The organism is Dactylosporangium sp. NPDC051087 (genome assembly GCF_055586325.1).
The window spans coordinates 86,150-112,781 of record NZ_JBVJIJ010000027.1 but is presented as its reverse complement, the minus strand read 5'-3'; the positions used below and the strand labels follow the sequence as shown (position 1 = coordinate 112,781).

Genomic DNA, 26,632 nt, shown 5'->3' with positions numbered 1-26,632 from the left:
CAGCGCTCTACATCCCTGGGTTTGCCTGGTTTCCCCCCCCCCCGCCCCCCCCGGTCCAAAGCGGGACCCCCCAACCCCCCCCCCCCCCCCCCCTTCTCCCCCCCCCCCCCCCCCGCTGCTGTGAGGGTTCCCATGACCCGCCGGATCGCCGCGTCGACCCTGCCGAGCGGCGCTGACGTCGGGCCCGCGGGCTGCCTGAACCCGGTCGCCGCCGGCACGGGATGACCGGGACGGCTCAGGACGGGCCCGGTTGCGCGCCGAAGAGGGCGTCGAACACCGGGATCGGGTTCATCGAGGTGTACGACCGTGCCCGGTCCCCCGCGATCAGCGCCGAACAGGTCGGGTCGACGACGACGACCAGGGGCTCCTGCGCCCGGAACGTGAACACCAGGCTCAGCTGGACCGGCAGGGTGATCGGTAGGCACGCCTGGTCGGCGGGCAGGGTGGGCAGCGCGTTGAGCACGGCGGTGAGCCGGTCGACGCCGCTGGTGAGCACCTTCGGCGCCGCGACCCCGGTCACCGCCGGTGCCGTGCTCGCGAGGGGTGTCTCGCACCGGGTCACGCTGGTCGCGGCGGGCGGCACCAGCGGGCCGCCGGCGTCGGTCGGCGGGCCGCCACCGCTGAGCCGGATGCGGACCGTCGCGCAGTTCACCGCCGCCCACACCGCCCCCGAGGCGAACGGCGACGCGCCGGGCGGCGGCGGTGACATCGACGGCGACGCGGCCACCGATCCCGAGGCGGACGGATCGACCGGCATCGGCCGGTCCGCCCTCGCCGGGCCCTGTGACGAGCCCTGTATCGAGCCCTGTGCCGGGCCCGGTGCGGGGGTCGCCTGGACGGCGGCGAGCCGGCCGGCCGGCGCGGTGTGACCCGCGCCGGACAGCATCGCGGTGCCGCTCGCGGTCACCGCCGCGGCGAGCGCCGCGACGGCCGCGTGCCTCGCGGGGACGGCCATGAACCCCAGGCTAGACCGGCTGCGCGGGAGCCGTGGCCGGTTCCCAGGGCTGCACCCAGGGCGTGGCCGGCCAGCCCTCGGCGGCGGCCATCAGCGGCCAGCAGGTGGCGCCGTCGACGGCCTCACGGACCAGGTCGGCGTGCCCGGCGTGGCGGGCGGTCTCCTCGATGAGGTGCAGCAGCACCCACCGGACCGACCACGCGTCGACGTCGTCGGGGAACCATGGGACACCCTTCGGGACCGGCACCGGCTCCCCCATGTCGGCGATCCCGGCGACGGCTGCGGCGGTCTCCGCGGCCGCCGCCGCGTAGTCGTCCAGGACACCGGCGAGCGTCTCGTCGGCGCGCAGCCGGAAGCCGTCCTCGTAGTCGATCTCCGGGCCGGGCCGCTGGAGCATGATCGCGGTCCAGTTGCGCTCCATCTGGGCGAGGTGCTTGACGAGCCCGCCGACGGTCAGGGTGCTGGCGGTCGGCGCGAGCCTCGCCTGCTCGTCGGTGAGGCCGAAGGCGGCGTTGCGGACGCCCTGGCGCTGCTGGTCGAGGAACGCGAGCAACCCCGACCGCTCGTCGGCGACAGGTGGCACGTTACCCGGCATGACTGGACCCCTCTTTCGCGGAAAACTCGCTGTCAGGACCCATCCTGCCGACGGATGCGGTCAGGTTCCGTCCTGTACCCCCGAGGTCACCCCGGCGGGGGTCGGCGGCAGCGGGAGCGGCAGGCCGGGCAGCCCGTCGAGGCTGACGGCGACGTGCTCCTTGCTCTCGAAGTACTTCCCGAGCGACTCGTCGTCCTCCCGGGCGAAGCGCTTGCCGTGCAGGTCACGGTCGGCGTCGTAGGTCATGAAGGGCACCGCGTAGCCGCACGTGTCCCGGATCAGCTCCGCGTGCACGACGATGATGGCGCGCAGCCCGTGCAGGGTGGTGTCGATGGCCGGAAAGTGCGCCACCAGCCCTGGCCAGCGCGGGTCGTCACGGAACACCGGCTCCCCGCGGCCGTGCACCCGCACGATGTTGGGCGGCCCGTCGAACGCGCACCACATGAGCGTGATCCGCCCGTTCTCCCGCAGGTGCGCGACCGTCTCGGCGTTGCTGCCGGCGAAGTCGAGGTAGGCCACGGTCAGCTCGTCGAGCACGGCGAACGATCCGGTCAGCCCCTTCGGGGACAGGTTGATGGTGCCGTCGCCGGACAGGGGCGCGGTGGCGGTGAAGAAGATGTGCTGCGTCTCGATGAAGGTGCGCAGCCGACCCTCGATGCGTTCGTAGACCTTGCCCATGCCCTCATCCTCGCGCCGCACCGCTGGTCACGGCACCCCTGATCCCGCATGGCGGGTATGACGGCCGTTACAGGGAGGGCACCAGCGCCGGCGCGGCCGTGCTCTCCCGGACCACGAGGCGGGTGGCGAGCTCGATCCGGGTCGACTCCAGGCGCTCCCCCGCGATGATCCGCAGCAGCGTCCGGGCGGCGGCGACCCCCATCTCGTGCAGCGGCTGGCGGACCGTGGTCAGCGGCGGCGCCGTCCACCCGGCGAAGTTGAGATCGTCGAAGCCGACGACGCTCACGTCGTGCGGGACGCCGAGCCCGGCCTGCCGCAGCGCCTCGTAGACCCCGGTCGCCTGCTGGTCGCTGCCGGCGAACACGGCGGTCGGCGGGTCGGGCAGCGCCAGGAACCCCGCCATGGCCCGCAGACCGCCGTCGTGATGAAAGTTTCCGTACCGCACCAGCTGCCGGTCGGCGGCGATCCCGGCGGACTCGAGGGCGGCCCGGTAGCCGGCGATCCGGGCGCGGGTGCACTGCAGCTGCTCGGGACCGCCGATCGCGGCGATCCGCCGGTGCCCGAGCCCGGCCAGGTGCTCGGTCGCGGCGTAGCCGCCGGCGAAGTTGGTCGCGCCGATCGACGGCACGTCCGGCGGCGGCTGGCTGACCCCGTCGACGACGACGAACGGCATGCTCCGGCGGGACAGCTCGGCCCGCTGGTGCTCGCTGAGCTCGGACAGCACCAGGATCGCGCCCTGCGACCCGCGGGCGAGCAGCGACTCCAGCCACCGCCTGGTCAGGCTCTCCCGGTTGTGCACCGCTGAGACGACCAGGCCCAGGCCGGCGGCCTCGACGACCTCCTCGACGCCGGTCAGGATCGACAGCCCCCAGACGCTGTCGAGCTCGTTGATGACCAGGTCGACGAGGTCGCTGCGGCGGCCCGGCCGGCGCGACGCGTGCGGGCGCTGGTAGCCGCGGTCGGCGAGGAGCTGCTCGATGTGCTTGCGGGTGGTGCTGGAGACGTCGGTGTGCCCGTTGAGGACCTTCGACACGGTCGAGATCGCCACGTTGGCCTCGCGCGCGATCTCCGCCATGGTCGGGCGTTTCGTCGCCATGCCACCGCCCTCTCGCAACGTTTCGAAAGCAGCTGCCGGTCCCGGCGCCTGCCCGGGACCGTACACCTACGGACCCGGGTTCGAAATAGCCTCGAAACTTTCGGACGCTCAGCCGTGCCGTTCCGCGGTGGCGCGCAGCCCCGCGCCCTCCATCGCCATGTACCGCCGGACGAGCCCCGAGTAGAACAGCAGCACCGGCCGGGCGAGGGGGCCGGCGAAGGACAGGGTGAGCGCGGCGACGCTGGTGCCGTCCCCGGCGTCGGTGGCCCAGTGCCCGGCGACGTTGCGGATGCCGGCGGACCGCGCCGTCCACTCGAAGCCGGTCGGGCCGGCCTTCGTCACGGTCCACGTCGACGGCGCCAGCTTCGGCTGCTTGACCACGATGATCTCGCCGGGCGTGAGCGGCCCGGTCGCCGCGCGCTCCACTGTGGACACCGACGCCGTCCACTCCGGCCAGCGGGTCACGTCGCACATGATTCGGCCGACCACCTCGGCCGGAGCGCCCACGGGCACCGTCTCGGAGAACTCGATCGCCATGACGACAGCCTATGCCTGTCCGCGACAGGACAGCCCGCCGCACGAACCGGTCCCGGGCCCGCGCCGGGGCGGTGCACCCCGGCCCGCCGCCGGGCGCGGCGCCGCTGACGGTGCACCGCCTGGACTCGGCGACGGCCGGCCTGCTCGGCGTGGAGCAGGCCGGGTCGCTGCCGCACCCCGACGGCCGGCCGGCCGCGGGACGCGGGGGCGGACGGCTACTTCTCCAGGAGGCCGGCGCCGGGGATCTTCGGCGCCAGCGGCGGGCAGTGGGTGTGCGTCGCGGCGGCGAGCCCGCCGCACTGCGCGGGCAGGCCGACGAGCAGGTTGTGGTCGTAGATCAGCAGCGCCCACCGGCCGAAGTCGTGCCGCTCGACCGGCGGGCCGAACTGCCTGACGGCGGCGTCGACGGTGCCGTACCGGGCGTGCTTGAGGTCCACGACGAGGAACCGCGCGTCGTGCTTCGTCGCGTCGTACCAGTCGGCGTCGGACTCCCAGCGGAACGAGCGGATGTCGGGTCCGATGACCGGCGCGACCCGGGTCCGCCCGCCGGTGGCGACGGTGATGTTGTTGGAGCCCCAGTAGCTGCCCAGGCCGTAGCGCAGGTCGTGCGCGTCGAGGTACGCGGCGACCTCGTGCGCCTCCGGCGGCTCCGGTTTCGCGGCGGCGGACTGGGTCGCGAACGCCACGGCGAGCACGACGGCCGCGGCGGCCATGACCCGGCGCGCGGCCGGGCCGGCGGCGAGGAGCCGCTCGCCCCAGATCCGGCCGGCGAGGGCGGCGCCGAACGGCAGGACGGTGACGATCTGCCGGGCGCTGCCCATGTCGCCGGCCTGCGTCGACGCGATGAACGCGGCCAGGTTGACCAGGATCGCGGCGGTCATCACCTCGCCGACCCGGTCGCTGCCGCTCCCGGCGCGGAAGAACCTGGCCACCACGGTGCCGGCGGCGGCCACGGCGAGCAGGAGCATCGCCAGGTTGACCAGGCCCGCGGCGAGGTCGACCGGCCCGTCCAGGGTCGGCAGGTAGGCGCCGTAGTTGTGCGCGGTCGCGGTCGCCGCGGTGACCACGTGCTCGCCGAGCTCGGCGACGGGGCTGAAGCGCGCGACCGGCGAGTGGACGGCGAAGCCGCCGCCCCACCAGATCAGGGCCAGCAGCGCGTGCGCCAGGGCGATCGACCCGGCGCCGGCGAGCAGCAGGTGCGCGTCGGCGCCCCGCCACGTGCGGTCCCGGACCAGCCGGGCGGCGCTGACCAGGATCAGCGGGACCGCGCCGACGAACATCGCCAGGGGGTCCGCGACCTGCGCGAGGCCGAGCACGACGAGCACCCCGACGGGCCACCACCGGCGCAGCAGCGGGGTCGCGTCCCGGCGGTCGACGAGCAGCCAGGCGAGCAGCAGCGGCACGGCCGTGCCGGTGTGGTCGGGGGCGTACAGCACGATCGCCCACCCGCCGTGCGGCTGCGGGACGAGCAGGGTCGCCACGACGACCGCCACCCTCGCCCACCCGGCGCGGCCGGTCGCGGTGCCCTTGGCGACGAGCGCGGCGAACAGGATCAGCAGGATGTAGGTGGTCGCCGACGCCACGTGGACGACGTCCTGGTCGAGACCGTAGAAGACCTCGATCAGCGCGTACTGGACGAGCTCCGTCGAGTAGAAGGACACGTCGCTGAGCGTCCAGCCGCGCAGCAGCACGTCGCCGTGCAGCATGTCCCACGCCTGCAGGGCGTTGGCGGCGGCGTCGCTGTTGGTGGGGGTGGCGCGGGCCATCCGCAGGTAGCCGAGCAGGAGCACCGCCACGCCGGCGAGGACGGCCCCGACGGTCGCGACGCGGGTCCTGCGGGTCGGCGGTGCCGCCGGTGTACCGGTGACGCCTTCACGGACACGTTGACGCGGGATCGTGGGCAGGGTCGCCCGCTGGGCGGGCCCCGTCACCCCGCCGAGAGTTGGGCTCACACAACCTCCGACGCATTTCCCCCGCCGCGCGGTTGGCGGCACCCAGTGAACGTGATCGACCTGTGATCACGCCGCGGTCATTGTCCAGGACCGCCACCCGGGCCCGCTGGCCTTTCGCCACCGATGTGTTTCTTACCTCGTGTCGGGGTCCTGTCAGACGGTTTTCACAGGTTGATCCACGCGTCCAGGCCACTTGGGGAGACGCAGTGCACGCGGCCGCCGGGGTGCAGGGCCGCATCGGTGGCGTAACGCTCCGTGAGCTCCCGCTCGGCGTCCGCGTCGCCCGCGTCGGCGGCGACGAGGCGTTGTGCGACCCAGTCGGCGAGCTCCTCGTCGACGGCCCCCCATTCGTCCCACAGCAGCAGTTCGTCGCGCTCGCGGTGGGCGAGCTCGTGCCGGACCTGGTCGAGCAGGAACCGGTGGCCGCGGTACGGGCCGACCGGGTCCGCGCCGAAGTTGTCCGCGTCGATCTCCTCGCGACGGTGCCGGGTCCACGCCTCGGCGGCGGTGATGAAGTGCCGCACGTCGAAGGTGTCGATGTCGGCCGTGGCGGGGTCGAGCTGGGCGTCGACGCGGACCCAGCGCTCGCCGTTCCAGTACTCGGCGACGACGTGGTCGTAGTGGAACGCGTCGCCGAAGTAGCCGGCGAACCCGATCCGGCTGCGGGCGGCGACCCCGCGGTGCCGCAGCGCGGCGACGGTGAGGAGGGTGAAGTCGCGGGCGCAGCCGACGACGCGGGTCTTCGGCTCGCGGGGCGCGCCGAGCGGGCGCGTGTGCCGGGACCGGTCCGCGGCGAGGATCCGCGACACCCACCGGGCGTCCACCTCGGACAGTCGTTCGCCCACGAACGACAGGCCCTGCGCGTAGTAGTGCACGATCACGTTGCGCACCACGCCCACCAGGCCCGGAATGTCCGTCGGCAGGTGGTTGAGCAGCGCGGCATACGGACCCGGGTCGCTGAAGGGGGATTGCGACCGGTACCGATCGACCATGCGCCTCAATGTACCGTCACCCGATGCGGATCGACGTTCGCGGGTTGACCTTCGACGTGCACACCGGCGGGCCGGACGGAGGCGATCCGGTCCTGCTGCTGCACGGCTTCCCGCAGGACAGCCGCGAGTGGGACGGCATCGCCGGCGGGCTGCACGACGCCGGCCTGCGCACCGTCGCGCTGGACCAGCGCGGCTGCTCCCCCGGCGCGCGGCCCGAGGGCCGGGACGCCTACCGGATGGCCGAGATCGTCGCCGACGCCGTCGCGGTCATGGACGCGCTCGGGCTGCCGGACGCGCACGTGGTCGGGCACGACTGGGGCGCCGCGGTGGCCTGGCATCTCGCGGGCCGGCACCCGGACCGGGTCCGCACGCTGACCGCCGTGTCGGTGCCGCACCCCGTGGCGTACGCGACGTCGGTACAGCGGGATCCGGCGCAGCTGGTCAGGTCGGCGTACATGGTGTTCTTCCGGATGCCGTGGCTGCCGGAGAAGCTGCTGTCCGCGCGCGGCGGGGCGCTGCTGCGGCGGATCGCGGCCGGGCACCGCACGATCCCGCCGGAGCACCTGACGGGGGCGCTGAACTGGTACCGGGCGATCTCCGGCCACGACCTCAAGGGGCTGGGCAAGATCACGGTGCCGACCACGTTCGTCTGGAGCGACCGGGACGTGGCGATCTCCGGCCACGCCGCCCGGCGGTGCGCGGCGTACGTGACCGGAGACTTCCGCTTCGTGACCCTGCCCGGCGTCAGTCACTGGATCCCGGACGAGGCGCCGGGCCCGCTCCTGGCGGCGGTGCTGGACCGGGTCAGCCGCCGTCCACCGCCGTGAAGGGCTTGAGCGGCTGCCTGGCGGTGATCGCCGGGACGGTGGTCCGCTCGACGACGTCGAACATGGCCCGGCCGAGGACGGCGTGCGCCTCGACGGCGGGGTGCGTCGCGCCGTAGTTGTCGAGGTCGCCGAGCCCTTCGGCGAACAGGCCGTAGACGAGGGCCGGGGCGCCGTCCGCGCCGAACATGATGCCGGCCTCGTGCCGGGAAGCGCCGAGGGTGTTGAAGTCCTGGCCGTACTTCGACGCGACCCGGCTGCGCTCGGCCGAGGACATGTTGCGGCGGATGCCGTCGTGGTAGCCGTTGATCCAGCGCAGGACGCCGAGCAGGAAGTCGCACGACGCCGGCTTCAGCAGCGTCTTCGTCGCCAGGCGCCACAGCAGGTCGTGGATCTCGCGCGGGGTGGTGTCGCCGAGGAAGAACCGGTTCGGGTTGGCGACCGGCTCGACCCGGGTGTGCGTGAACCCTTTCGCGGCGAGGATCTCGTTGATCTCCAGGGCGGGCACGACCCGGCCGCACATGCGCACCGCGGTGTTGTCGGACACGAGCAGCATCGCGGTGAGGAAGTTCGCGACCGTGATGTCGTCGCCCCACACGGTGTGCAGGAAGTAGATGCCGGTGCCGCCGAGGATGATGTCGGCCTGCAGGTCCAGCTTCTGGTCCAGGCGCAGCTCGCCGCGGTCGATCTTGTCCATGACGGCGGTGGCGACGGCGAGCTTCTGCACGCTGTAGCCCTTGGTGACGTGGTCGGCGTCGTCCTGCACCACCGGCTGCGGCACCCCGGCGGCGTCGACCAGGGCGATGTGCGAGTGCCAGGTGCCGCCGGCGCGCGCCTTCTGCCGCTCGTACACGCGGCGGATGCGCTCGGCGGGCGGCAGCGAGCGATCGGTCCCAGCGGAGGGATCAGTGGCGGGGGCGGCCGAGGCGGGCGCACCGACGACGGGGACGGCGGCGGCACCGGCGCCGAGCGCGATGGCGGCGCGGCGGGTGAGCTTGTTCGTCATGGTTCGGACGCTAACCACGCGCCATGACCGATTCAACATGACAAATCCCATCTGCAGTGCTTTCAACCTTTGAGCGTCCCGGAGCGTCTGCCTTGTAGCGTTCCACCATGGACATCGTCGCGTCGCTCACCGCGGAACTGGAGGCCGTCACGTTCGCCGACCGCGGCGCCGACGACGTCACCGGCCTGCTCGTCGACGCGGTCGCGGCGTGGGCCGAGGGCCGCGGGTGGCGCACCTACCGCCGGGCCGCGAGCGTGGTGCCGTTGCCGCCGCCGTACGAGCGGCAGCACTCCGTCGTGGACGTCGCCTGCGCGCGGCCGGACGGACCGCCGGTCGTGGTGGAGGTCGACCATGGCGACCGGAAGCGGACCGTGGACAAGCTCGCCGCCGAGGCCGCGGCGGGACGCGTCGCGGTGTGGGTGCGGTGGGGCACCGGCCGGCTCGCCGTCCCGGACGGGGTGCACCTGGTGGCGCTGCCGGTGACGGCGCGGACCGGCCTGCAGGGTCGCGGCAGGGTGTACTCCCGGGTGCCGGACCTGCCCGCGCCGGAGCACAGCGCGGACGGCGGCTCCTGGACGGCGGAGGCGCTCGACCTGGACGTCGCCCTGGTCCTGCGCGCCTACGCCGCGTTCGCCCGGGGCGACATCGACGCCGCCGTCGCCGACCTCGCGCCGGACGTCGACTGGGTGGAGCCCGACGAGTTCCCGGGCGGCGGGCACCACCGCGGGCCGGCGGCGGTCGCGGCGTACCTGCGGGCGTCCTACGACGGCTGGGCGGAGCTGCACTCGGAGCCGGTCGCGCACCGCCGCGGCGACCAGATCGTGGTCGTGCACCATGTGTGGGGCGTGCTGCGCGACGGCGGCCGGCACGAGGCGACGGTCGCGGACGTGTTCACCGTCGAGGACGGCCGGGTCGTGCTGATGATGGCCTACGCGGACCCCGCCGACGCCTTCCGGTGACCACCGCCGGGCGCCGCGGGCCGTGGCCCTCAGGCCGGGGTGCCGCTGCCGGCCTTCCGCGCCGCGGGTCGTCGCCCTCAGGCCGGGTGCCGGTGCCGGCCTTCCGCGCCGCGGGCGGTCGTCGCCATCAGGCCGGGGTGCCGTGGACGACGCGGCCCTTGCCGCCGGTCTTCGCGGCGTACATGGCGACGTCGGCGTCGTGCATGAGGTCGTCGATCGGGGTCTCGCCGTCCCACAGTGACACGCCGACGCTGGCCCGCGGGGTGAGCGTGGCGCCGTTGTGGACGGTGGGGACCTGCACGTCGGTGAGGAGCCGGGCGGCGACGGCGTGGACGTCGTCGCGGTCGTTCATCCCGTCGAGCAGCACCGCGAACTCGTCGCCGCCGAGGCGGGCCACGGTGTCGCACGGGCGGACCCCGGCCAGGAGCCGTTCGGCCACGACGGTGAGCAGGTGGTCGCCGGCGGCGTGCCCGTGCGCGTCGTTGACCTGCTTGAAGCCGTCGAGGTCCACCAGCAGCATCGCGACGGCGAGCCCTTCCCGGGCGTGCTCGCGGGCCGCGCCGAGCCGCTCGCGCAGCAGCGCCCGGTTGGCCAGGCCGGTCAGGCCGTCGTGCGAGGCACGGTGGTGCACCTCCTCGAACGCGTGGCGCAGCACGCCGAGCGTCTCGTTGAGCGATCGTCCCATCTGCCCGACCTCGTCGGCCCGGTCGAGCTCGACCCGGCGGCTGAGGTCACCGCGGGCGACCCGGGCGAGGACGTCGACGACCTCCCGCAGCGGCCTGGAGATGGTCCGGGCGGCGAGCGCCGACAGCAGCACCGCGGTGATCGCGCCGATGCCGAGCAGCAGGCCCATCAGCTGGGCGGTCCGCACGCTGTTGGCCCTGGTACGGCGGGCACCGTCGTCGACGGCGTCGACGAGCTGCGCCAGGAAGCTGGAGGCGCGGTCCTTGACGGCCCGCGCGATCGCCTCCGAGCGCACGAGCACCACGGACGCGGCCTTGCGCTGGTCGCCGGAGCGGGCCGCCTCGAGGCCCGCGTCGCGGGCGGTGCGCCACATGGTGATCGTGGCCGCGAAGGAGCGCAGGCTCTCGTGCTCGGCGGCGGACAGCCCGATGCGGGTCAGCGCGTCCACGTCGGTGTCGATGGCCTTGTCGGTCTCGGTGATGACCGCCGCGTAGCTGTCGCGGTAGAAGCCGGGCTCGGACAGGATGTAGGACAGCACGGACTCCTGCTGGGAGCCCACGGCCGAGCGCACGGCGGTCATCCGCGCCAGGGCGACGACGTTGACCTTGTACTCGTGGTCCTGCTCGGCGACGAGCCGGCGCAGGTTGAGCAGCCCGACCACGCCGGACGCGGTGAAGATCGCGGTGACGACGAGCGACACACTGATGATCTTCGTGGCGATCCGGCGGTCGCCTGCCCAGCGCCGCACCCGCTCGTACACACCGCTGACATCGGCGTGCGGCGGCTGAAGCTAAGACGGCCGGCCCGGCCAGGTGCCCTGGACGCGGTGCAACGCGGTTGCCGTGTCCGCACCCTTCACCCACGCCGTCATCTCGGTCCAGAACGTGCCGGCGCCGACGGACGCGGGCATCAGGTCCGAGCCGTCGAAGCGGAACGTGACCGCCGGGTCGGCCAGCAGCTCCGCGGACAGCTTCGACACCGGCGAGGTGAGCAGGTCACGGTCGAGGCCCTGGTTGGCGCTGACGATGTCGCCGTTGACGGCCCGGTGGCCCGCGAACTCGGGCGTGGCGAGGTACGCGGCGAGCGCCTGCACCTCAGGCCGGTCGGTGAACGCGCCCGCGAACACCCCCGCGCCCAGGACGGGCCGGCCGGCGGCGGGGTCGACCGGCGGCAGGTAGAACGCGTAGATGTCGCCGTCCTTGGCGACCTTCGCCGTCGACGGCCACCACGTGCTGTAGAACGACGCCTGCCGGTGCATCGCGCAGTCGCGCTGCAGGATCGGCAGCCCGCCCTCCTGGAACGCGGTGGTGGCGACGCTGTCGACACCGCCGTAGCCGCCGTTGACGTAGGCGGGGTTGCGCAGGATGCCGCCGACCCGGTCCAGCGCGGCGACGACGGCGGGGTCGTCGAACGGGATCCGGTGCTCGACCCACGCGTCGTAGACGTCGGGCCCGGCGGTGCGCAGCAGCGTGTCCTCGAGCCAGTCGGTGACGGGCCAGCCGGTCGCCGCGCCGGACTCGATGCCCGCGCACCAGGGTTTCACGCCCTCGGCGGCGATGCGGTCGCTGAGGTCGAGCATCTCCGCCCAGGTCTTCGGCACCGTGTAGCCGTGCTCCGCGAAGTACTTCGGCGAGTACCAGACGAAGGACTTCACGTTGGCGTCGACGGGTGCGCCGTACAGGACGCCGTCGACGCTGCCGTAGCGCTTCCAGTCGGCGGAGAACCACCGGTCGACGTTGGCGGCCACCTGCGGGCCGGCCGGTTTGAGCGCGCCGGCCCGGACCATGCTGGTCAGCAGGCCCGGCTGCGGGAAGAGCGCGAGGTCGGGGGCGTTGCCGGCCTTGACCCGCTCGGGGAGCTCGGTCTCGAAGCCGGCGGTGCCGTCGTACTCGATGGAGATGCCGGTGCAGACCTGGAACCCTTCCCAGGCCTTGGCGAGCTTGTCCGCCTCGACGTCGCGGATCGACGAGGAGACGGTGACGGTCGTGCCGTGGTGGCCCTCGTAGCCGGAGTACGGCGCGCAGCTGGCCCCGGCGGACGGGCCGGTGCCCCCGCCGGCGCAGGCCGTCACGGTCGTCGCGACGGCCAGCAGCACACCGATCCGCAGTGCCCTGGTGCGGAGCGCTCGCGGAATGCCCATGAATCGCAGCATATGCGGTTGATCCGGTCAGCAAGGTGCGGTCGCCGGGAGAGGTCGGTCGACCGGGCCGACCGCGGTGGGCCGTTCGGCCCGGACATTTCCGGCGATTCACGGATCCAGGCGGGCAATCACGTCTGTGAGTGATTTCACGCCTGACAACGCGGGGCGGATGGTGCGGTTAGCGTCGCCCACGGCCCTCATGACGGCCGGCAACCACATCGTCCGATTACGCCCGGTACTTCGGGGCCCGGCCGGCTTCCACAGCGGCAGGCATCCCCGAGACACGCACGAGAGCACCGGGCCGACCGTGGAGTCATCCTGAACGCACGTCAGCCGCTGCACCGCATCGCAGCCGGCACCACCGCCCTCGCCCTCACCGCCGTCTGGCTCGGACCCTCCGCGGCAGCGGCCCAACCGGCACCACCCCCGCTCGACGTCGTCGCCCCGGCGGCCGACCCGCTCGCCGTGCAGGAGGCGCAGCTGGCGGCGTACGAGCGGGCCGACAAGGCGTACCGGACCCTGCGGCTCGTGGCCCACAGCGCGCCGAGCACCCGCGACGCCGACACCCGCCCGGCGACCGCCGCTCCCCCGGCATCGAAGCCGGCCTCGAAGCCGGCGCCGAAGAAGAGCACCGGCTCCTCCGGGTCGTCGACCACCACCGTGAAGCCGCCGTCCGGCGCCGCCGGGACCGTGGTGTCCTTCGCCCTCGCGCAGGTCGGCAAGCGCTACGTGTACGCCACCTCCGGGCCGAACACGTATGACTGCAGCGGCCTGGTGTCGGCCGCGTACGCGCGGGTCGGGCTCAAGCTGCCGCACCAGAGCGAGCAGATCGCCGCCCGCGGCCGGCGCGTGCCGTCCGGGCAGTGGATGCCCGGCGACGTCATCCACACGTCGGGGCACGTCGCCATCTACATCGGCGGCGGCAAGGTCGTCGAGGCCGCCAACCCCAGCTCCGGCGTGCGGGTCGCACCGGTGCGCGGCGGGACGGCGTACCGCTTCCTGTAGGCGGCGCCCTGCCGTCCGGACCGTGTTCCGGACCGTGTTCCGGACCGTGTTCCGGACCGTGTTCCGGACCGTGTTCCGGACCGATTTCCGGACCGATTTCCGGACCTTTTCGGATCCCGCCGGTGCTCGTGGCCGGCGGGATCCGAAACGCTCAACACCCGTCCCGCACCGCCGATGCAACCGATGTGACCTCTGGACGGCCGGCCCTGCTCGCGCCGGCGCTGTGGCTGGCGGACCGGGTCCGCACCAGCACCCGCCTCGCCGTGCTCTGCGTCGTACTGCTCATTCCGGGGCTCGGCGCGACCTGGGCGTACACCGGCAACGTCAACGACCGCATCGGCGTCACCCGCGCGCAGGTCGACGGGACCGAGGTGGTCCATCCGGCGCTGGACGCGATGGCCGGGCTCGCCGCCGGGCGCACCCCCGACCTGGGCCCGCTGCGCACCGCCGTCGCCGCCCACCCCGAACTGGCGCTCACCGCGCAGCTGGACGCCGTCACGGCCGCGCGGGGCACGGTGCCGGTCGCCACCGCGATCGCCGCCCTCATCACCGAGGCCGGCCACACGTCCACGCTGATCCTCGACCCGGACCTCGACTCGTTCTCCATCGTCGACGTGCTCGTCGTGGAACTGCCCGCCGCGATGCTGGCCGCGGCCGGCGCGGCCGCCCCGGACACCACCGGCCCGCTCGACGACCGGGTCGCTGCCCAGGCGGTGCTCGCCGGCGATCTCAACAGCGCCGCCGCCGGGATCCGCACGGCGGTGCGGACCGCCACCGGCAGCACCGCCGACGCGTCGCTCGCGGACCGGCTCACCACCCTCGACCCGGCCGCCGCGGCACTGGAGACGCTCGCCGCCACCCTCACCCGGACGATCGCCGCGCCCGCGCCCGCGACGTTCGGCGGCGCCGACGCCGTCACCGCCGCCGTCGAACCGGTCACCGGCGCCCTGAACCGGCTCCTCGACGCCCGCCTCGACCGGCTGCGCCGCGACCGCACGATCAACCTCACCGTCACCACCGCCGGCCTGCTCATCGCGCTGTGGCTGGCCGCCGCCGTCTGGTGGCGCACCCGCCACGACGTCAAACTCGCCTGCGACGGCGTCGTCGCGACCGCCGACGGCGACCTCGCCGAGCGGGAGCTGCCCGACGGGCGCGACGAGCTCGGCGACCTCGGACGCGCGCTGCGCAAGGCCCGCGGCCGCCTCGCCGAACAGGAGGCCGAGCTGCGCCGCGCCCAGCAGGTCCGCGAGGAGCAGCTGCACGCGTCGTTCGAGCAGCAGCGCGAGGCCCAGCGGCAGCTGCGCGAACGCGCGCAGAGCGTCGTGGACGAGTCCGTCGGCGAGATCTCCCGCGAGCTGCGCGACGTCCGTGCGCAGGTCGACGCGGTCCGCGACGCCGCCCGCACCATCGAGGACCGCGTCACCGAGGCCGACCACGCCACCGCGTCCGTCGTCGACCGCGCGCGGCGCGCCGAGCAGGTCGTCACCGCCCTCGGCGAGAGCCTCCGCCAGGTCGACGGCACCACCCAGCTGATCGCGGGCATCGCGGCGCAGACCCGGCTCCTCGCCCTCAACGCCACCATCGAGGCCGCCCGCGCCGGCGAGGCGGGCCGCGGCTTCACCGTCGTCGCCAACGAGGTCAAGGACCTCGCCGGCACCACCGCCCAGTCGACCGAACAGATCGCCGCCACCCTCACCACCCTCGAACGCAACGCCGCCGACATGACCAGCACCATCGCCGCGATGGTGACCGGCGTCGGCGGCATCGGCGAGGCCACCGGCGTCCTGCGCCACGTCGCCGTCGACCAGCACGGCGTCGTCGACGTCCTCGACCGCCAGGTCAACGGCACGATGGACCGCATCCAGCAGATGTCCGCCCTCGCCGAGAAGCTCGAACGCCGGCACGCCGAGCGCATTGCCGCCACCGGCCCCGTCCGCCTCGGCCTCGACGGCGGCCGGCACGTCGTGCCCGCCGACCTGCAGGACCTCAGCCACGGCGGCCTGCGCTGCCAGGCCGACGGCACCGTCGACCTGCGCTCCGGCGACACCCTCGACGTCGAGCTCACCCTCGACGGCACCGCGACCCGCCTGAGCTGCCAGGTCGTGCACTGCGTCACCCGCGGCCCGCACACCGAGCTCGGCCTGCAGTTCCTCGCCCCGCCCGCGGACGCCGTCGAGCGGATCCGCCGGCACATGAACTCGACCAGCTGAATCCGGGGTACACCACGACATGTCGAAATACCTGCGCGTCACAGCCGTCCTGACCGTCGCGTTGGCCTCTGTGCTGGTTTCGGTGCCGGCGGCCGCTTCGACCAGCCCACTGCCCGCCGTCCTGAGCCTCCCGGACGGATTCCAGCCCGAGGGCATCGCGACCGGGCCGGGTCCCTTCGCCTACTTCGGCTCCCGCGCCGACGGCCGCATCTACCGCGCCAACCTCATCACCGGCACCGGCGCCGTCATCAGCCCCGCCGTCGGCACCCAGTCCCTCGGCATGAAGACCGACCAGCGCGGCCGGCTCTTCGTATCCGGCGGCAACGCCGGCAACGCCCGCGTCATCGACGTCCGCACGGGCGCGGTCCTCGCCTCCTACCAGTTCGCCCCGAGCGCCCCCACCTTCGTCAACGACGTGGTGCTCACCCCGCGGGCGGCCTACTTCACCGACTCGAACAAGGCGGTCGTCTACAGGCTGACCTTCGGCCGGCACGGCTCGCTGCCCGCGACGTTCGAGACCCTCCCCCTCACCGGGGACTTCGTCCTCAACCCCGACGGCCTCAACTTCAACGGCATCACCCTCACCCCCGACGGCCGCGCCCTCATCGCCGTGCAGTCCAGCACCGGGTTCCTCTTCCGGGTCAACCCCGCCACCGGCCACACGTCGCGCATCGCCGGCCTCACCCTCGTCAACGGCGACGGCCTGCTCACCGTCGGCCGCACCCTGTACGTGGTGCAGAACCGCGCCAACCTGCTGACGTCCGTGAAACTCTCGAAGGACGGCCGCACCGGCACCCTGATCGCGTCGGTCACCGACCCGCGCTTCGACGTGCCGACCACGGTCGCCAAGTTCGGCAACCGCCTCTACCTGCCGAACGCCCGCTTCACCACACCGCCGACCCCGACCACCCCGTACACGGTCGTCGCCGTCCGCATCTGACCCGACCCCGTCGACGCCACACGATCCGGCGGGCGTTGCACCCGGCAACGCCCGCCGGCCGGCGCCGTCCCTTGGTCCGGTGCCCGGCTCGCCGTTCCACCGGTGTCTGCGTGAGGAACCGATCTGCTGCGTTGCGCAGCGAGGAACGCTCGAACCAGCGGCTACCGGCTCCTCGACTGGGACACCCGCGCTGGATCGAAGCATTCCGCAACCGGCCCCCACACCTTCTGGCGTTGGACACTCTGGTGGTGAAGGTCCGCGACCACAGCCGGATCGCGGGCGCACTCTCATCGCCCACCGTCGTGAACGCTGACGGGCGGCGGGAGATCCTCGGCCTGGACGTCACCTCGGACGAGGACGGCGCCGGCTGGCTGGCTTTCCTGCGCTCCGTGGTCGCCTCTGACCGCCCGCGGCCTGACCGGGTTGCGACTCGTGCTGTACGACGCCCACCACGGCCCGGTCCCATCACGCCAACGGACGCGACCCCCCGCACTGCTGTCGTCGTGGCCTCACTGTCCGGAGAAGGGCGACGACGAGCGGCGCACGCGGGTCGACGGGCCGACCGTGCGCACACGGCCGACGACCGGGGCACCCGTCCACGCGAACATGCGACGGCACCCGCCGGAGGCTGCCCGCGGAACGGCGGCCTCGTCCATACGCGCCGCCGCTTCGCCGTCCCGCGCCGCCTCCTCGCGCCCGTTCCTCGCGACCCTCGTCGCGCCGCCTTTCTCGCGCCGCCTTCCTCGCGCCGTTTCCTCGCGCCGCCTTCCTCGCTGCCCCCGCGACGTCGGCGACGCACTCGACCCTCGGGGCTGCTCCGGCCGGCGGGCCGCCAACCCTCGACCGGGGCCAGACCCAGTCGCCCTGGGCCTGCCCCGTTTTGGCGGACATCTGAGATCAGGAGCCTGTGGGCTTCGGGAGGATGTCCAGCATCATGGAGAGCATGGGGAAGAAGCGGCCTCGGCCTCGTCGTGCGTTCACGGCGGAGTTCAAGGCCGAGATCGTGGAGTTGTGCCAGCGTGGGGAGCGTTCGATCGGGCAGGTGTCGCGGGATTTCGATCTGACCGAGACCGCGGTACGGGACTGGGTCAAGCAAGCTGAGATCGACAGTTGTGCCGGTGCGGACCCGACTGACGGGCTGGCCACGACAGCAGCTGGTGAGGTGACGTCGGACGAGTGCGCCGATTTGGCTCGGCTGCGGCGGGAGAACCGCCAGCTGCGGGAGGACGTCGACATCCTGAAGCGGGCGACGGCTTTCTTCGCGAGGGAGACCCGGTGAACGTGTATCCGTTCATCGAGGCGGAGCAGGCCAGGCAGGCTGGGCAGATCGGTCAGCGCAACGTGAAGCGCGCGTGCGAGCTGCTGTCGGTCTCCCGGTCCGCCTACTACCGGCGCAACCACCAGTCCGACCGGGCCCGCACCGACCAGGACCTGACCGCTCGGATCATCGCGATCCACGACACCTCAAACGGCACGTATGGCGCGCCGCGCATCCACGCCGAACTCACCGAGGCCGGGCACCGGCACGGCCGTAAACGCGTCGCCCGGCTCATGCGCGGCGCCGGCTGCCGTGGCAAGATCCCGCGCCGCTGGCAGGTCACCACGGTCCCGGACGCTGCCGCTGCGCACCGCCCGGACCTGATCCAGCGGGACTTCGCGCCGGACCCCGCCGCAATCGATACCCGTTGGTGCGGCGACATCACCTACATCAACACCTGGGAAGGGTGGCTCTACCTGGCCACCGTGATCGACCTGGCCTCCCGCCGCGTCGTCGGCTGGGCCACCGCCGACCACCTACGCACCAACCTCGTCGATGACGTCCTCACCGACGCGCTGCGCCGGCGACGGCCCGTGTCAGGGCTGATCTTCCATTCCGACCGCGGCTGCCAGTACACCAGCACCCAACATGCCCGCCTCGCCGCCGACCACGGCGTCCGGCTGTCAGTCGGCCGGCGCGGGCAGTGCTGGGACAACGCGGTCGCCGAGTCGTTCTTCGCCACCCTGAAGACCGAACTGCTGCACCGTCCGGCATGGCCGACCCGCATCACCGCCCGCAAAGCCACCTTCGAATACATCGAGGGCTGGTACAACACCCGACGACGACACTCCAGCCTCGGCTACCTCAGCCCAACCGCCTACGAAACCCAGACAGCCTGAACCACCACAACGACCCCGTCCGCCAAACGGGTCAAGCCCACCAGGTGGGCGGTGGTGGCCGCCGCCGCTGCCCATCCGGAGCAGTGTCGGCCATCGCGCGTCCAGCCGTGGCCAGGGTCGAGCCGTGGCCAGGACCGAGGCATGGCCAGGACCGAGACGTGGCCGTGAGCGCGACCCGAAAGCCCCGCCCGGTCCGAGCGGGTCGACGGTCGTCAGCGGGCCAAGGTGGTCTCCGAGACGGTCCACAGGCGGGTGGCGGACGCCGGGTCCAGGGCATATGCCGCGACCCCGCGCCGGCTGTTGCCCTCCTGCACCGGGCCGGCCTCGTTGCAGTCCTCGAAGTAGCGGCCGCCGATGCCGTCCAGGAGTGGGGACGTGGCGAGCAGCACCGATGTGGCGGCGCCCTGCTCGGTGGTCTTCCACTGGAAGGTGCCGCCGCCGGCGGCGGCGCGGAGGCGGTCGAGCTCCTCGTCGGTGACGTGGCGCTGCAGGGCGGTGCGGATGCTGCCGGGCATGACGGCGTTGACGAGGATGCCGTCGGCGGACCAGCGGCGGGTGGCTTCGACGGCGAAGAGCACGTTGGCCGTCTTCGACTGCCCATAGGCCGACCAGGGCTCATATGCGCGGTGCTCGAAGTGGATGTCGTCGAAGACGATGTCGGAGCGCAGGTGGGCGCTGGAGCTGACGCTCACGACGCGGGCGCCCTCGGCGGCGAGGGCCGCGTGCAGGCCGGTCGCGAGCGCGAAGTGGCCGAGGTGGTTGGTCGCGAACTGCATCTCCCAGCCCTCGGGGGTGCGCATCAGCGGTGAGGCCATCACGCCAGCGTTGTTGACCAGGATGTGCAGCGGGCCGTCCCACGCGGCGGTGAACGCGCGCACCGACGCCTGGTCGGCGAGGTCGAGCCGGGCGACGTGGACCTGCTTGTTGCCGGTGGTCGCGACGATGTCCTCGGCGGTGCGGTCGCCGGCGGACGTGTCGCGGACGGCCAGGGTGACCTCCGCGCCGGCCCCGGCGAGGGCGCGGGCGGTCTCGACGCCGATGCCGGAGGCGCCGCCGGTCACGACGGCCCGCCGGCCGGTGAGGTCGATGCCCTCGATGACCTGCTGGGCGGTCGACTCGCGGCTGAACGGCGTGGTGATGGGTGCCATGGTGTCCCCCTGTAGGATCAGTAGCGGAGGAGCCTCCACTACCCGCTCCCCACGATAAGCGGAGTCGCCTCCGATTGCCAACCCTCGGGGAGTGTGATGCCCCAGCGACCGTTGCGGGCCGACGCGCAGCGCAACCGTGCCCGCCTCCTCGACGTCGCGGTCGTCGCCCTCGCCGACGCCCCGGAGGTCACCCTCGACGCGATCGCCAAGCACGCCGGGGTCGGCATCGGCACGCTCTACCGGCACTTCCCGACCCGGGAGGCGCTGATCGAGGAGGTGTATCGCACCGAGCTCGCCCGGCTGTGCGACGCCGTGCCGGAGCTGATCGCCGCGGAGCCGCCGGACCGGGCGCTGCGCGTGTGGATGGACCGCTTCGTCGACTACATGGCCACCAAGCGCGGGCTGGCCGGCGCGTTGAAGATGGTGATCGCCGCGGGCGGGACGCCGTTCGCGCACAGCCGGGAGCGACTCGTCGCCGCGGTGGGCGACCTGCTCGCCGCCGCCGGCGGCGTCCTGCGTGTCGACGTCGACCCCGTCGACCTGCTCACGGCGATCAACGGCATCTGCCTGGCCACCGGCGACCCGGAGCAGCGCGCTCAGGCCGGCCGGCTACTGGACCTGCTCATGGACGGTGTCCGGGCCCGGTGACGGACATCGGCCGGTTCGGGCTGATCGTCGCCGGCGAGCGGGGGGACTTCCGCCTGCATGTCGTCCCGCCGGGAGCGCCTGTCAGGTGTTCCCGGTCGACGACATCGACGACCCGTCCGACGGCGGCGACCACCGGGTCCAGGACCGGGCCGGGCGGGAGTGGCGGGTCGACTGGCTCGACCGGCGCTGCGACGCCTGCTGCGACACGAAGGCGGACGCCGGCCCGTCCTGATCCGCCCGCCGTCCGGCCCCACCCGTGACGACGGTCGGCGCCCGGAGGCGCCGGGCCGCCGAACCCGCGCGGATGGACTTCCCGGCGGGGTCTGGCGGACCCGGCAAGGGCGCGGTGAGACTTCCGGACGGTCGTTCCCTTCCCCGTCTGGAGTCGTCGCATGCGTCTGCCCATCCTCGCCGCCGTCCCGATCGCCGCCCTGCTCATCGCCTGCGGCGCCGGCACGTCCGGCAGCTCGACCAGCGCGGGCGCCGCCGGCGGCGGCACGGGGTCGAAGGCACCGGCGGCGACCGTCAAGGCCGGGGAGGCGCTGACCCTCACCGAGAGCGTGTTCGGCTCCAGCACCAAGGCATCCATCACGTTGTCGAACGTGCGGTCCAACGTGAAGCCCTCCAACCAGTTCGACAAACCGGAGAAGGGGCAGTTCATCGTCGCAGACGTGACGGTCGTGGTGACCGAGGGCAAGTTCTCGATCTCGTCCGGGTCGTTCAAGCTGGTCGCCGCCGACGGCACCGCCTACAACACCACCTTCATGACCGGCGTGAACAACCTCAGCGCCCAGGACCTCGCGCCGGGGCAGAAGTCGTCGGGGTCGGTCGTGTTCGACGCGGCGAAAGGCGCTGAGAAGGGCGCGAAGGTGGCATTGACGAACCTGCTCGCCGACGGCGACGCCGGCTACTGGACGCTGTGACTCAGTCCTGCAGCGCTTCCTTCTTTTTCTTCTCCTCGTCCTTCTCGCGCTGCGTCGCGAGTTCGAGGGCGAGGACGGCGGCGAGGATCAGGACATGGTTCTCGCCGTCGCCGATGCGCACCGCGTAGCTGTCGCGGATGCTGAGCCAGCGCTTGGACACCGAGGCGACCTCGCGGCCGTCGCGCTCCACGGTGTACTCGTGGTCGAACAGGTCCCCGGTCATCGTCAGGTCGTCGTCGCCCGGCAGGTCGATGGTGAACTTCTCGCGGAACGGCGTGAAGAGCTTCTTGCGCACCTCAGCGGCCTTCTCGCCGCCGATTTCGATGGTGTACGTCGGTCGCAACGCGATCAGGTGCCGGTGCACGGACGCGACCTCGGCGCCGTGCGGGTCCTCGATGACGAGCTTGTCACGCAGGCTCAGCACCTTGCCGTCGACGTGCAGCACCACCTGTCCCGAGTCGTCGGTGATGTCGAAGTCGTCGCCGATGTCGAAGAACCGTTCCTTGATGACATACATGCCGCCGATTCTCCTCCGGTCACGCCACCGCCGCCCGCCGAGCGAGCGCCAGGCTGGTCCGCAGGTCCAGGACGGTGCCGCCGCCGAGGTCGGTGAGCGTCCTGGTCAGCGCGGCCAGCAGCGCCTCCTGCTCGTGCGGCGGCCTGGCCCGGAACGGTCCGAAGGTGCGCACCAGCCGCAGATACGCGGAGGTTGACATCGGCAGTGGCCGCGCCGTCTGTACCAGCGTCACGTCGTCGAACAGGCCCGCCGCGGTGATGTCGTCGCGGGCCCAGGTGTCGGGCCGCGCCGGCGGTTCTTCGCCGCCGACCGATCGGAACGCCACGTCGAGGGCGGCACTGTGGGCGGGGTCGGCGTAGGCGTACCGGTGACCGAACACGGCGAGCGTCCCGCCGGGCGTGATCGCGTCGAACGCCCTCCTCGCGCGGGTCCGCGGGTCCAGCCAGTGCCAGGCCATCGCGCAGCCGAGCAGCGACACCCCGCCCGGTGGCGGCACCCAGCGCTCGAACGGCGTCACCGCCACCGTCACCGCGGGGTGCCGGGCGGCGAGGATCGCGGCCATCCGCGCGTCGGGCTCGACGCAGACGACCGGTGCGCCCAGCGCGGCCAGGACCTCCGTGCCGTGGCCGGTGCCGGCGCCGATCTCCGCGACCGTCGCCGGCGGACGCTCCACATAGGACAGGATGGCCGCGGCGACCTCCGGCGGGTAGCCGGGCCGGGCATCGTCGTACACCTCGGCGACCTCACCGAACCGGTCGCCCGCCCCCATGCTGTTCACGCCCCCATCATGGCAGCGGCCGCGGTCCGGTGGGGATGCTCACAGGGAGCGGAGCGTCAACGACAATCGTCTGTGTGGCAGAATATCTGCATGACCGACTATGGGCATGAGCTGCGGTTCGGGACGTTTCTGCCGGCCGAGGCGGCCGTCGCCGAGGAGACGTTGCGGCTCGCCGTGCTCACCGAGGAGCTCGGGCTGGATCTGGCCAGCGTGCAGGATCACCCCTACCAGGCGCGGTTCCTCGACGCGTGGACGCTGTTGTCCTTCATCGCGGCGCGGACCAGCAGGCTGACCGTGTTCCCCAACGTCGCCAACCTACCGCTGCGGCCGCCCGCCGTGCTCGCCCGGGCCGCGGCCGGGCTGGACGTGCTCACCGGCGGCCGGGTCGAGCTCGGGCTCGGCGCGGGCGCGTTCTGGGACGCGATCGCCGGGATGGGCGGGGAGGTGCTCACGCCGGGCGCGTCGATCGAGGCCCTCGAGGAGGCGGTGCGGGTCATCCGCGCCCTGTGGAGCGACGAGCGCAGCGCCAGGGTCGACGGCACCCACTACCGGCTGCGCGGCGCGCACCCCGGACCGCCCGCGGCGCACCCCATCGGCATCTGGATCGGCGGCGTCAAGCCCCGCATGCTGCGGCTCGTCGGGCGGGTCGCCGACGGGTGGCTGCCCAGCGCGCCGTACGTGCCGCCGCCGCAGCTCACCGAGGCCAACCGGCGCATCGACGAGGCCGCGACCGCCGCCGGACGGGACCCGAAGGACGTGCGGCGGCTGTACAACATCGTCGCCGGGCAGGCGCCCCTGGACGGGCCCGTCAAGCAGTGGGCGCCGCGGCTGGCCGGCCTCGCCCTGGACGAGGGGATCAGCACGTTCATCCTCATGGTCCAGGCCGGTGGCGGCGCCGACCTGCGCCGTTTCGCCGAGGATGTGGTACCGCAGGTCCGCGCGCTCGTCGAAGCCGGAAGAGGCGGCACGGGCGGCGCCGGCGGTGGCGGTACCGACGCCGCGGCGACGACCGAGGGCGGATCGACGGGAATCACGGTGTGGGACGAGGCGCAGCGCCCGACCGGGCCCGTCGACGAGGTGCCGCTGACCGCCGCCGAACGGGCGTCCGGGCAGCATCTGGTCGACGTGCACAACCACCTCCGGCAGGAGCTGGAGCAGCTGCGGGACCTCGTCGAGCAGGTCGCCGCCGGCGCCATGGACCTCGGCGCGGCCCGGTCGATGATCAACACGATGACGATGCGGCAGAACTCGTGGACGCTCGGCACGTACTGCGAGAGCTACTGCCGGGTCGTCACCACCCACCACACCATCGAGGACGTGAACCTGTTCCCGCGGCTGCGGGCCGCCGACCCGCGGCTCGCCCCCGTCGTGGACCGCCTGGAGGCCGAGCACCACGTGATCGCCGACGTGCTCGAGCGGGTCGACGCCGCGCTGGTCGCGATGGTGTCGCGGCCCGACGGGATCGGCGAGGTGCGCAAGGCCGTCGACCAGCTCGGCGAGACGCTGCTGTCCCACCTCGCGTACGAGGAGCGCGAGCTCGTCGGCCCCCTCGGCAGGCTCCGCATCTTCTGACCCGCGTCTACACTCCGCCGGACCTGCAACCTACGGGGCCGCTCGTCCGTACCCAGTAACAGGGCAGGACGGGCACAGGACGGGGAGGGCGAACGGGGACGTGCGGGACCCTAGGGCATTCGACGAGTTCTACCGCACCACGGCGGCGCGGATGCTGCGCTTCGGCTACGCGGTGGTCGCCGACCGGGCGGAGGCGCAGGACATCGTGCAGGAGGCGTACGCGCGGGCGTGGCGGCGGTGGGACACGGTGATGGCGCACCCGTCGCCGGAGGCGTGGATCCGCCTGGTCGTGACGCGGCTGGCGACCGACCGGTGGCGGCGGCAGCGCGGCTGGCTGAGCGTCGCCGCGCGGACCGGGCCACCCGCGACGGCCGGTCCGCCGAGCGAGGACACGGTCCTGCTCACCAACGCCCTGCGGCGGCTGCCGGTGCGGCAGCGGCAGGCCCTGGCCCTGCACTACCTGGCCGACCTGTCCGTCGACCAGATCGCCCAGGAGATCGGCGCCACCCCGAACACCGTCAAGTCGTGGCTGTCGCGGGGGCGGTCCCGGCTCGCGGAGATCCTCAGCGACCTCGACCCGGCCCGCAGCATGGGGGTGCACGATGCCTGAGCTCAGCCACCTGTACGGCGCCCTGGCCCGCGACGCGGCCGGTGGCGCGCTCAGCCCGCCGCAGGCGATCCGCCGCACGGCCGACCGGCGGGCCCGCACCCGGGTCCTGATCGCGTGCGCCGCCGTCGTCGTGTCGGTCGGGGTCGCCGGCACGGCCTGGGGCGTGCTGCGGCACCGCGGCGCCGACCCGGTCGTCACCGTCGAACCGTCGCAGTCCCCGCCGGGGTCGGCCACGGCACCCGCGGCATCGGCACAGCCCACGGCGGTGTCGACGGCCAGGCCGCCGACGTCGATCCCGGCGACCGCGATGCTGCGGCTGCCGGCCGCGAACCGGTCCGACGTCGCCGACGCCGACCGCGGCGCGATCACGTTCGCCGCCCCGTGCAAGGGCGCGCTGCCGGCCAAGACCCAGATCGTCGCGCAACGCAACCGGCAGACGCACTTCCACCACGTGGGCGACCCGGGAAAGACGTCCGCGGAGACCATCGACCAGAACGTCACCATCTGGAAGACCGGCCAGGCCGAGGCGTTCATGAGCCAGCTCCGCGCCGCCGTCACCGCCTGCCCGGGCGAACCCGTGCAGCACGGCCGCCGCTCGTACCGGCTGGTCCCGCTGCAGGGCACCGGCGACGAGGCGTTCCGGATCGAGACCACCGGTCCCCGGCTCAACCCGGCGACGGACGAGGTCGACGGCGAGGTCACGACGTTCGACACGTACATCCGCATCGGCTCCGTGACGACGGCCCTCATGTTCGGCGGCTCGGAGGGCACCGGCACCCCCCACGCGTCCGACGTGCAGATCGTCACCGACGCGGCGCTGCAGCCACTGCGCGCCTGGCTGGTCCCGTGACCACCCCCGCCGACGACTGCTGGCTGCACCCGGATGTGGTGGCCGGGGCGTCGGTGATCGCCGGGGAGGGGCTCTTCACGCTGGCCCCGATCCCGGCGGGGACGGCCGTGTCGCGGCTCGGCGGGCGGCTGGTCGGCGGGCCGGAGCTGCGTGAGCTGCTCAGCGCGGCGGCACGGCCCGGCGGCGCGTACGTCGACACCATCACCGTCGGCGAGGACCTGCACCTGGTGCTGCCACCCGGACGGCCGAACGGGAAGGGCAACCACAGCTGCGACCCGAACCTGTGGTGGACCGACGCCTACACCCTCAGCGCCCGGCGCGACCTCGCCGCCGGGGAGGAGCTCACCAACGACTACGCGACCAGCACCGCGGCCGAGGACTTCGCGATGCCGTGCCGGTGCGGCTCGGCGCTGTGCCGCGGCACCGTGACCGGCGGCGACTGGCGGCTGGCCGACCTCCGCGACCGCTACGGCCCGCACTGGGTCCCTGCCCTGCGCGCCCTGATCGATCTCACTCCCTGACGAACCGGCCTTGATGCCCGCCCTGATGCCCGCCCTTGACGCCCGAGCCTGATCGCCCCAGCCCTGATCGCAGCAGAACCCGACCGCGGCGCCCACCACAATCCCGCCACGGCCCGCCCACCACGCAACCTTCAACGCGGCAGACCCCACCGCGCACGCCTGAGCGCGACCGACCCACTGCATCAGGCCCGCCGCGTGGCAAGCCCGCCGCGACAGCCCCGTTGAGCGGCAAGCCCGCCGCAGCAATCCCCTGACGCCACCGCGGCAGGCCCAGCCGCGGCAGGCCTCGACCGCGCGGCAAGGTCCCCCTCGCGGCAAGGTCCGCTGCGCGGTGA

27 protein-coding genes and 1 pseudogene are annotated in these 26,632 nt (G+C 73.3%); 15 read left to right on the top strand and 13 right to left on the bottom strand.

The features are described from left to right. Positions 1–235: 235 nt before the first annotated feature. The 7 genes from ACZ6TV_RS41380 to ACZ6TV_RS41350 all read right to left on the bottom strand — a co-directional run bounded on the left by ACZ6TV_RS41380 (position 236) and on the right by ACZ6TV_RS41350 (position 6,805). Positions 236–955: a hypothetical protein gene (locus ACZ6TV_RS41380; RefSeq protein WP_465304516.1), complete on the bottom strand. Its 720-nt coding sequence runs from the start codon at positions 953–955 to the stop codon at positions 236–238. A gap of 10 nt (positions 956–965) precedes the next feature. Beyond that, entirely contained in the window at positions 966–1,550 is a 585-nt protein-coding gene (locus tag ACZ6TV_RS41375; RefSeq protein ID WP_465304514.1) for a DinB family protein, read from the bottom strand. 60 nt (positions 1,551–1,610) lie between these two features. Next, positions 1,611–2,228 carry a pyridoxamine 5'-phosphate oxidase family protein gene (locus ACZ6TV_RS41370; protein WP_465304512.1) on the bottom strand — a complete coding sequence of 206 codons (618 nt, stop codon included), beginning with the start codon at positions 2,226–2,228 and terminating at the stop codon, positions 1,611–1,613. A 67-nt stretch (positions 2,229–2,295) separates the two neighbouring features. Further along, complete coding sequence (locus ACZ6TV_RS41365; RefSeq protein WP_465304510.1) at positions 2,296–3,324, bottom strand: LacI family DNA-binding transcriptional regulator; 1,029 nt, start codon at positions 3,322–3,324, stop codon at positions 2,296–2,298. Between the two features lie 108 nt (positions 3,325–3,432). Further along, positions 3,433–3,861: an SRPBCC family protein gene (locus tag ACZ6TV_RS41360; RefSeq protein ID WP_465304508.1), complete on the bottom strand. Its 429-nt coding sequence runs from the start codon at positions 3,859–3,861 to the stop codon at positions 3,433–3,435. Positions 3,862–4,076: 215 nt separating this feature from the next. Next, complete coding sequence (locus tag ACZ6TV_RS41355) at positions 4,077–5,813, bottom strand: hypothetical protein (RefSeq protein ID WP_465304506.1); 1,737 nt, start codon at positions 5,811–5,813, stop codon at positions 4,077–4,079. A gap of 164 nt (positions 5,814–5,977) precedes the next feature. Next, positions 5,978–6,805 carry a transglutaminase domain-containing protein gene (locus ACZ6TV_RS41350; RefSeq protein WP_465304504.1) on the bottom strand — a complete coding sequence of 276 codons (828 nt, stop codon included), beginning with the start codon at positions 6,803–6,805 and terminating at the stop codon, positions 5,978–5,980. Between the two features lie 23 nt (positions 6,806–6,828). On the opposite strand from ACZ6TV_RS41350, the gene ACZ6TV_RS41345 reads away from it, so the two are divergent. Continuing rightward, on the top strand, positions 6,829–7,632 hold the full coding sequence (locus ACZ6TV_RS41345; protein ID WP_465304502.1) for an alpha/beta fold hydrolase: 804 nt from the start codon (positions 6,829–6,831) through the stop codon (positions 7,630–7,632). Here ACZ6TV_RS41345 and ACZ6TV_RS41340 read toward each other — a convergent pair. Beyond that, positions 7,610–8,635, bottom strand: a complete 1,026-nt coding sequence (locus tag ACZ6TV_RS41340) for a serine hydrolase (RefSeq protein WP_465304500.1) — start codon at positions 8,633–8,635, stop codon at positions 7,610–7,612. The genes ACZ6TV_RS41345 and ACZ6TV_RS41340 overlap by 23 nt on opposite strands. 107 nt (positions 8,636–8,742) lie before the next feature. Between ACZ6TV_RS41340 and ACZ6TV_RS41335 the strand changes: the two genes are divergently transcribed. After that, positions 8,743–9,594 (top strand): nuclear transport factor 2 family protein, encoded by an 852-nt coding sequence (locus tag ACZ6TV_RS41335; RefSeq protein WP_465304498.1) that lies wholly within the window; start codon positions 8,743–8,745, stop codon positions 9,592–9,594. Between the two features lie 127 nt (positions 9,595–9,721). On the opposite strand, the gene ACZ6TV_RS41330 is transcribed toward ACZ6TV_RS41335, so the two are convergent. Beyond that, positions 9,722–11,026, bottom strand: coding sequence for a diguanylate cyclase domain-containing protein (locus ACZ6TV_RS41330; RefSeq protein ID WP_465304496.1), 1,305 nt, complete (start codon positions 11,024–11,026; stop codon positions 9,722–9,724). A gap of 42 nt (positions 11,027–11,068) precedes the next feature. After that, on the bottom strand, positions 11,069–12,418 hold the full coding sequence (locus ACZ6TV_RS41325) for an ABC transporter substrate-binding protein (RefSeq protein WP_465304494.1): 1,350 nt from the start codon (positions 12,416–12,418) through the stop codon (positions 11,069–11,071). 465 nt (positions 12,419–12,883) lie between these two features. Here ACZ6TV_RS41325 and ACZ6TV_RS41320 point away from each other — a divergent pair, with 465 nt between their 5' ends. From ACZ6TV_RS41320 to ACZ6TV_RS41295, 6 genes and pseudogenes are all read left to right on the top strand, one after another. Beyond that, positions 12,884–13,423, top strand: coding sequence for a C40 family peptidase (locus ACZ6TV_RS41320; RefSeq protein WP_465304492.1), 540 nt, complete (start codon positions 12,884–12,886; stop codon positions 13,421–13,423). A 185-nt stretch (positions 13,424–13,608) separates the two neighbouring features. Beyond that, entirely contained in the window at positions 13,609–15,633 is a 2,025-nt protein-coding gene (locus ACZ6TV_RS41315; protein ID WP_465304490.1) for a methyl-accepting chemotaxis protein, read from the top strand. Positions 15,634–15,652: 19 nt separating this feature from the next. Beyond that, positions 15,653–16,573, top strand: a complete 921-nt coding sequence (locus ACZ6TV_RS41310; protein WP_465304488.1) for an NHL repeat-containing protein — start codon at positions 15,653–15,655, stop codon at positions 16,571–16,573. A gap of 110 nt (positions 16,574–16,683) precedes the next feature. Then, positions 16,684–16,905, top strand: a pseudogene (locus ACZ6TV_RS41305) (hypothetical protein); the annotation flags it as partial. Positions 16,906–17,495: 590 nt separating this feature from the next. Next, positions 17,496–17,852, top strand: coding sequence for a transposase (locus tag ACZ6TV_RS41300; protein WP_465304486.1), 357 nt, complete (start codon positions 17,496–17,498; stop codon positions 17,850–17,852). Further along, positions 17,849–18,730: an IS3 family transposase gene (locus ACZ6TV_RS41295; protein ID WP_465304484.1), complete on the top strand. Its 882-nt coding sequence runs from the start codon at positions 17,849–17,851 to the stop codon at positions 18,728–18,730. Before ACZ6TV_RS41300 ends, ACZ6TV_RS41295 begins: the two co-directional genes overlap by 4 nt. A gap of 212 nt (positions 18,731–18,942) precedes the next feature. Here ACZ6TV_RS41295 and ACZ6TV_RS41290 read toward each other — a convergent pair whose 3' ends face one another. Further along, the gene (locus ACZ6TV_RS41290) at positions 18,943–19,878 is read right to left on the bottom strand and encodes an SDR family NAD(P)-dependent oxidoreductase (protein WP_465304482.1); all 936 of its coding nucleotides are present in this window, start codon (positions 19,876–19,878) and stop codon (positions 18,943–18,945) included. Between the two features lie 96 nt (positions 19,879–19,974). On the opposite strand from ACZ6TV_RS41290, the gene ACZ6TV_RS41285 reads away from it, so the two are divergent. The 3 genes from ACZ6TV_RS41285 (at position 19,975) to ACZ6TV_RS41275 (ending at position 21,449) form a co-directional block, all read left to right on the top strand. Next, entirely contained in the window at positions 19,975–20,526 is a 552-nt protein-coding gene (locus ACZ6TV_RS41285) for a TetR/AcrR family transcriptional regulator (RefSeq protein WP_465304480.1), read from the top strand. An 85-nt stretch (positions 20,527–20,611) separates the two neighbouring features. Further along, a complete protein-coding gene (locus ACZ6TV_RS41280; RefSeq protein WP_465304478.1) occupies positions 20,612–20,758 on the top strand; it encodes a hypothetical protein in 147 nt (48 codons plus the stop codon). A gap of 160 nt (positions 20,759–20,918) precedes the next feature. Next, positions 20,919–21,449, top strand: coding sequence for a DUF4352 domain-containing protein (locus ACZ6TV_RS41275; RefSeq protein WP_465304476.1), 531 nt, complete (start codon positions 20,919–20,921; stop codon positions 21,447–21,449). A gap of 1 nt (position 21,450) precedes the next feature. Here ACZ6TV_RS41275 and ACZ6TV_RS41270 read toward each other — a convergent pair whose 3' ends face one another. Together ACZ6TV_RS41270 and ACZ6TV_RS41265 are read right to left on the bottom strand one after the other, a co-directional pair. After that, positions 21,451–21,966: an LURP-one-related/scramblase family protein gene (locus ACZ6TV_RS41270; protein ID WP_465304474.1), complete on the bottom strand. Its 516-nt coding sequence runs from the start codon at positions 21,964–21,966 to the stop codon at positions 21,451–21,453. Between the two features lie 19 nt (positions 21,967–21,985). Continuing rightward, a complete protein-coding gene (locus ACZ6TV_RS41265; RefSeq protein WP_465304580.1) occupies positions 21,986–22,735 on the bottom strand; it encodes a class I SAM-dependent methyltransferase in 750 nt (249 codons plus the stop codon). 99 nt (positions 22,736–22,834) lie between these two features. On the opposite strand from ACZ6TV_RS41265, the gene ACZ6TV_RS41260 reads away from it, so the two are divergent. The 4 genes from ACZ6TV_RS41260 (at position 22,835) to ACZ6TV_RS41245 (ending at position 26,297) form a co-directional block, all read left to right on the top strand. Beyond that, on the top strand, positions 22,835–24,316 hold the full coding sequence (locus ACZ6TV_RS41260; protein WP_465304472.1) for an LLM class flavin-dependent oxidoreductase: 1,482 nt from the start codon (positions 22,835–22,837) through the stop codon (positions 24,314–24,316). Positions 24,317–24,416: 100 nt separating this feature from the next. Next, on the top strand, positions 24,417–24,926 hold the full coding sequence (locus ACZ6TV_RS41255; RefSeq protein ID WP_465304470.1) for a SigE family RNA polymerase sigma factor: 510 nt from the start codon (positions 24,417–24,419) through the stop codon (positions 24,924–24,926). After that, positions 24,919–25,776, top strand: coding sequence for a hypothetical protein (locus ACZ6TV_RS41250; RefSeq protein WP_465304468.1), 858 nt, complete (start codon positions 24,919–24,921; stop codon positions 25,774–25,776). The genes ACZ6TV_RS41255 and ACZ6TV_RS41250 overlap by 8 nt, the downstream gene beginning before the upstream one ends. Beyond that, the gene (locus ACZ6TV_RS41245; protein WP_465304466.1) at positions 25,773–26,297 is read left to right on the top strand and encodes an SET domain-containing protein; all 525 of its coding nucleotides are present in this window, start codon (positions 25,773–25,775) and stop codon (positions 26,295–26,297) included. The genes ACZ6TV_RS41250 and ACZ6TV_RS41245 overlap by 4 nt, the downstream gene beginning before the upstream one ends. Positions 26,298–26,632 lie beyond the last annotated feature (335 nt).

Bases quoted from the DNA above. Each gene is read 5' to 3' on its own strand.
- ACZ6TV_RS41380 (WP_465304516.1), bottom strand. From the start codon at position 955: ATGGCCGTCCCCGCGAGGCACGCGGCCGTCGCGGCGCTCGCCGCGGCG.
- ACZ6TV_RS41375 (WP_465304514.1), bottom strand. From the start codon at position 1,550: ATGCCGGGTAACGTGCCACCTGTCGCCGACGAGCGGTCGGGGTTGCTC.
- ACZ6TV_RS41370 (WP_465304512.1), bottom strand. From the start codon at position 2,228: ATGGGCAAGGTCTACGAACGCATCGAGGGTCGGCTGCGCACCTTCATC.
- ACZ6TV_RS41365 (WP_465304510.1), bottom strand. From the start codon at position 3,324: ATGGCGACGAAACGCCCGACCATGGCGGAGATCGCGCGCGAGGCCAAC.
- ACZ6TV_RS41360 (WP_465304508.1), bottom strand. From the start codon at position 3,861: ATGGCGATCGAGTTCTCCGAGACGGTGCCCGTGGGCGCTCCGGCCGAG.
- ACZ6TV_RS41350 (WP_465304504.1), bottom strand. From the start codon at position 6,805: ATGGTCGATCGGTACCGGTCGCAATCCCCCTTCAGCGACCCGGGTCCG.
- ACZ6TV_RS41345 (WP_465304502.1), top strand. From the start codon at position 6,829: ATGCGGATCGACGTTCGCGGGTTGACCTTCGACGTGCACACCGGCGGG.
- ACZ6TV_RS41340 (WP_465304500.1), bottom strand. From the start codon at position 8,635: ATGACGAACAAGCTCACCCGCCGCGCCGCCATCGCGCTCGGCGCCGGT.
- ACZ6TV_RS41335 (WP_465304498.1), top strand. From the start codon at position 8,743: ATGGACATCGTCGCGTCGCTCACCGCGGAACTGGAGGCCGTCACGTTC.
- ACZ6TV_RS41325 (WP_465304494.1), bottom strand. From the start codon at position 12,418: ATGGGCATTCCGCGAGCGCTCCGCACCAGGGCACTGCGGATCGGTGTG.
- ACZ6TV_RS41310 (WP_465304488.1), top strand. From the start codon at position 15,653: ATGTCGAAATACCTGCGCGTCACAGCCGTCCTGACCGTCGCGTTGGCC.
- ACZ6TV_RS41300 (WP_465304486.1), top strand. From the start codon at position 17,496: ATGTCCAGCATCATGGAGAGCATGGGGAAGAAGCGGCCTCGGCCTCGT.
- ACZ6TV_RS41290 (WP_465304482.1), bottom strand. From the start codon at position 19,878: ATGGCACCCATCACCACGCCGTTCAGCCGCGAGTCGACCGCCCAGCAG.
- ACZ6TV_RS41285 (WP_465304480.1), top strand. From the start codon at position 19,975: ATGCCCCAGCGACCGTTGCGGGCCGACGCGCAGCGCAACCGTGCCCGC.
- ACZ6TV_RS41275 (WP_465304476.1), top strand. From the start codon at position 20,919: ATGCGTCTGCCCATCCTCGCCGCCGTCCCGATCGCCGCCCTGCTCATC.
- ACZ6TV_RS41270 (WP_465304474.1), bottom strand. From the start codon at position 21,966: ATGTATGTCATCAAGGAACGGTTCTTCGACATCGGCGACGACTTCGAC.
- ACZ6TV_RS41265 (WP_465304580.1), bottom strand. From the start codon at position 22,735: ATGGGGGCGGGCGACCGGTTCGGTGAGGTCGCCGAGGTGTACGACGAT.
- ACZ6TV_RS41260 (WP_465304472.1), top strand. From the start codon at position 22,835: ATGACCGACTATGGGCATGAGCTGCGGTTCGGGACGTTTCTGCCGGCC.
- ACZ6TV_RS41250 (WP_465304468.1), top strand. From the start codon at position 24,919: ATGCCTGAGCTCAGCCACCTGTACGGCGCCCTGGCCCGCGACGCGGCC.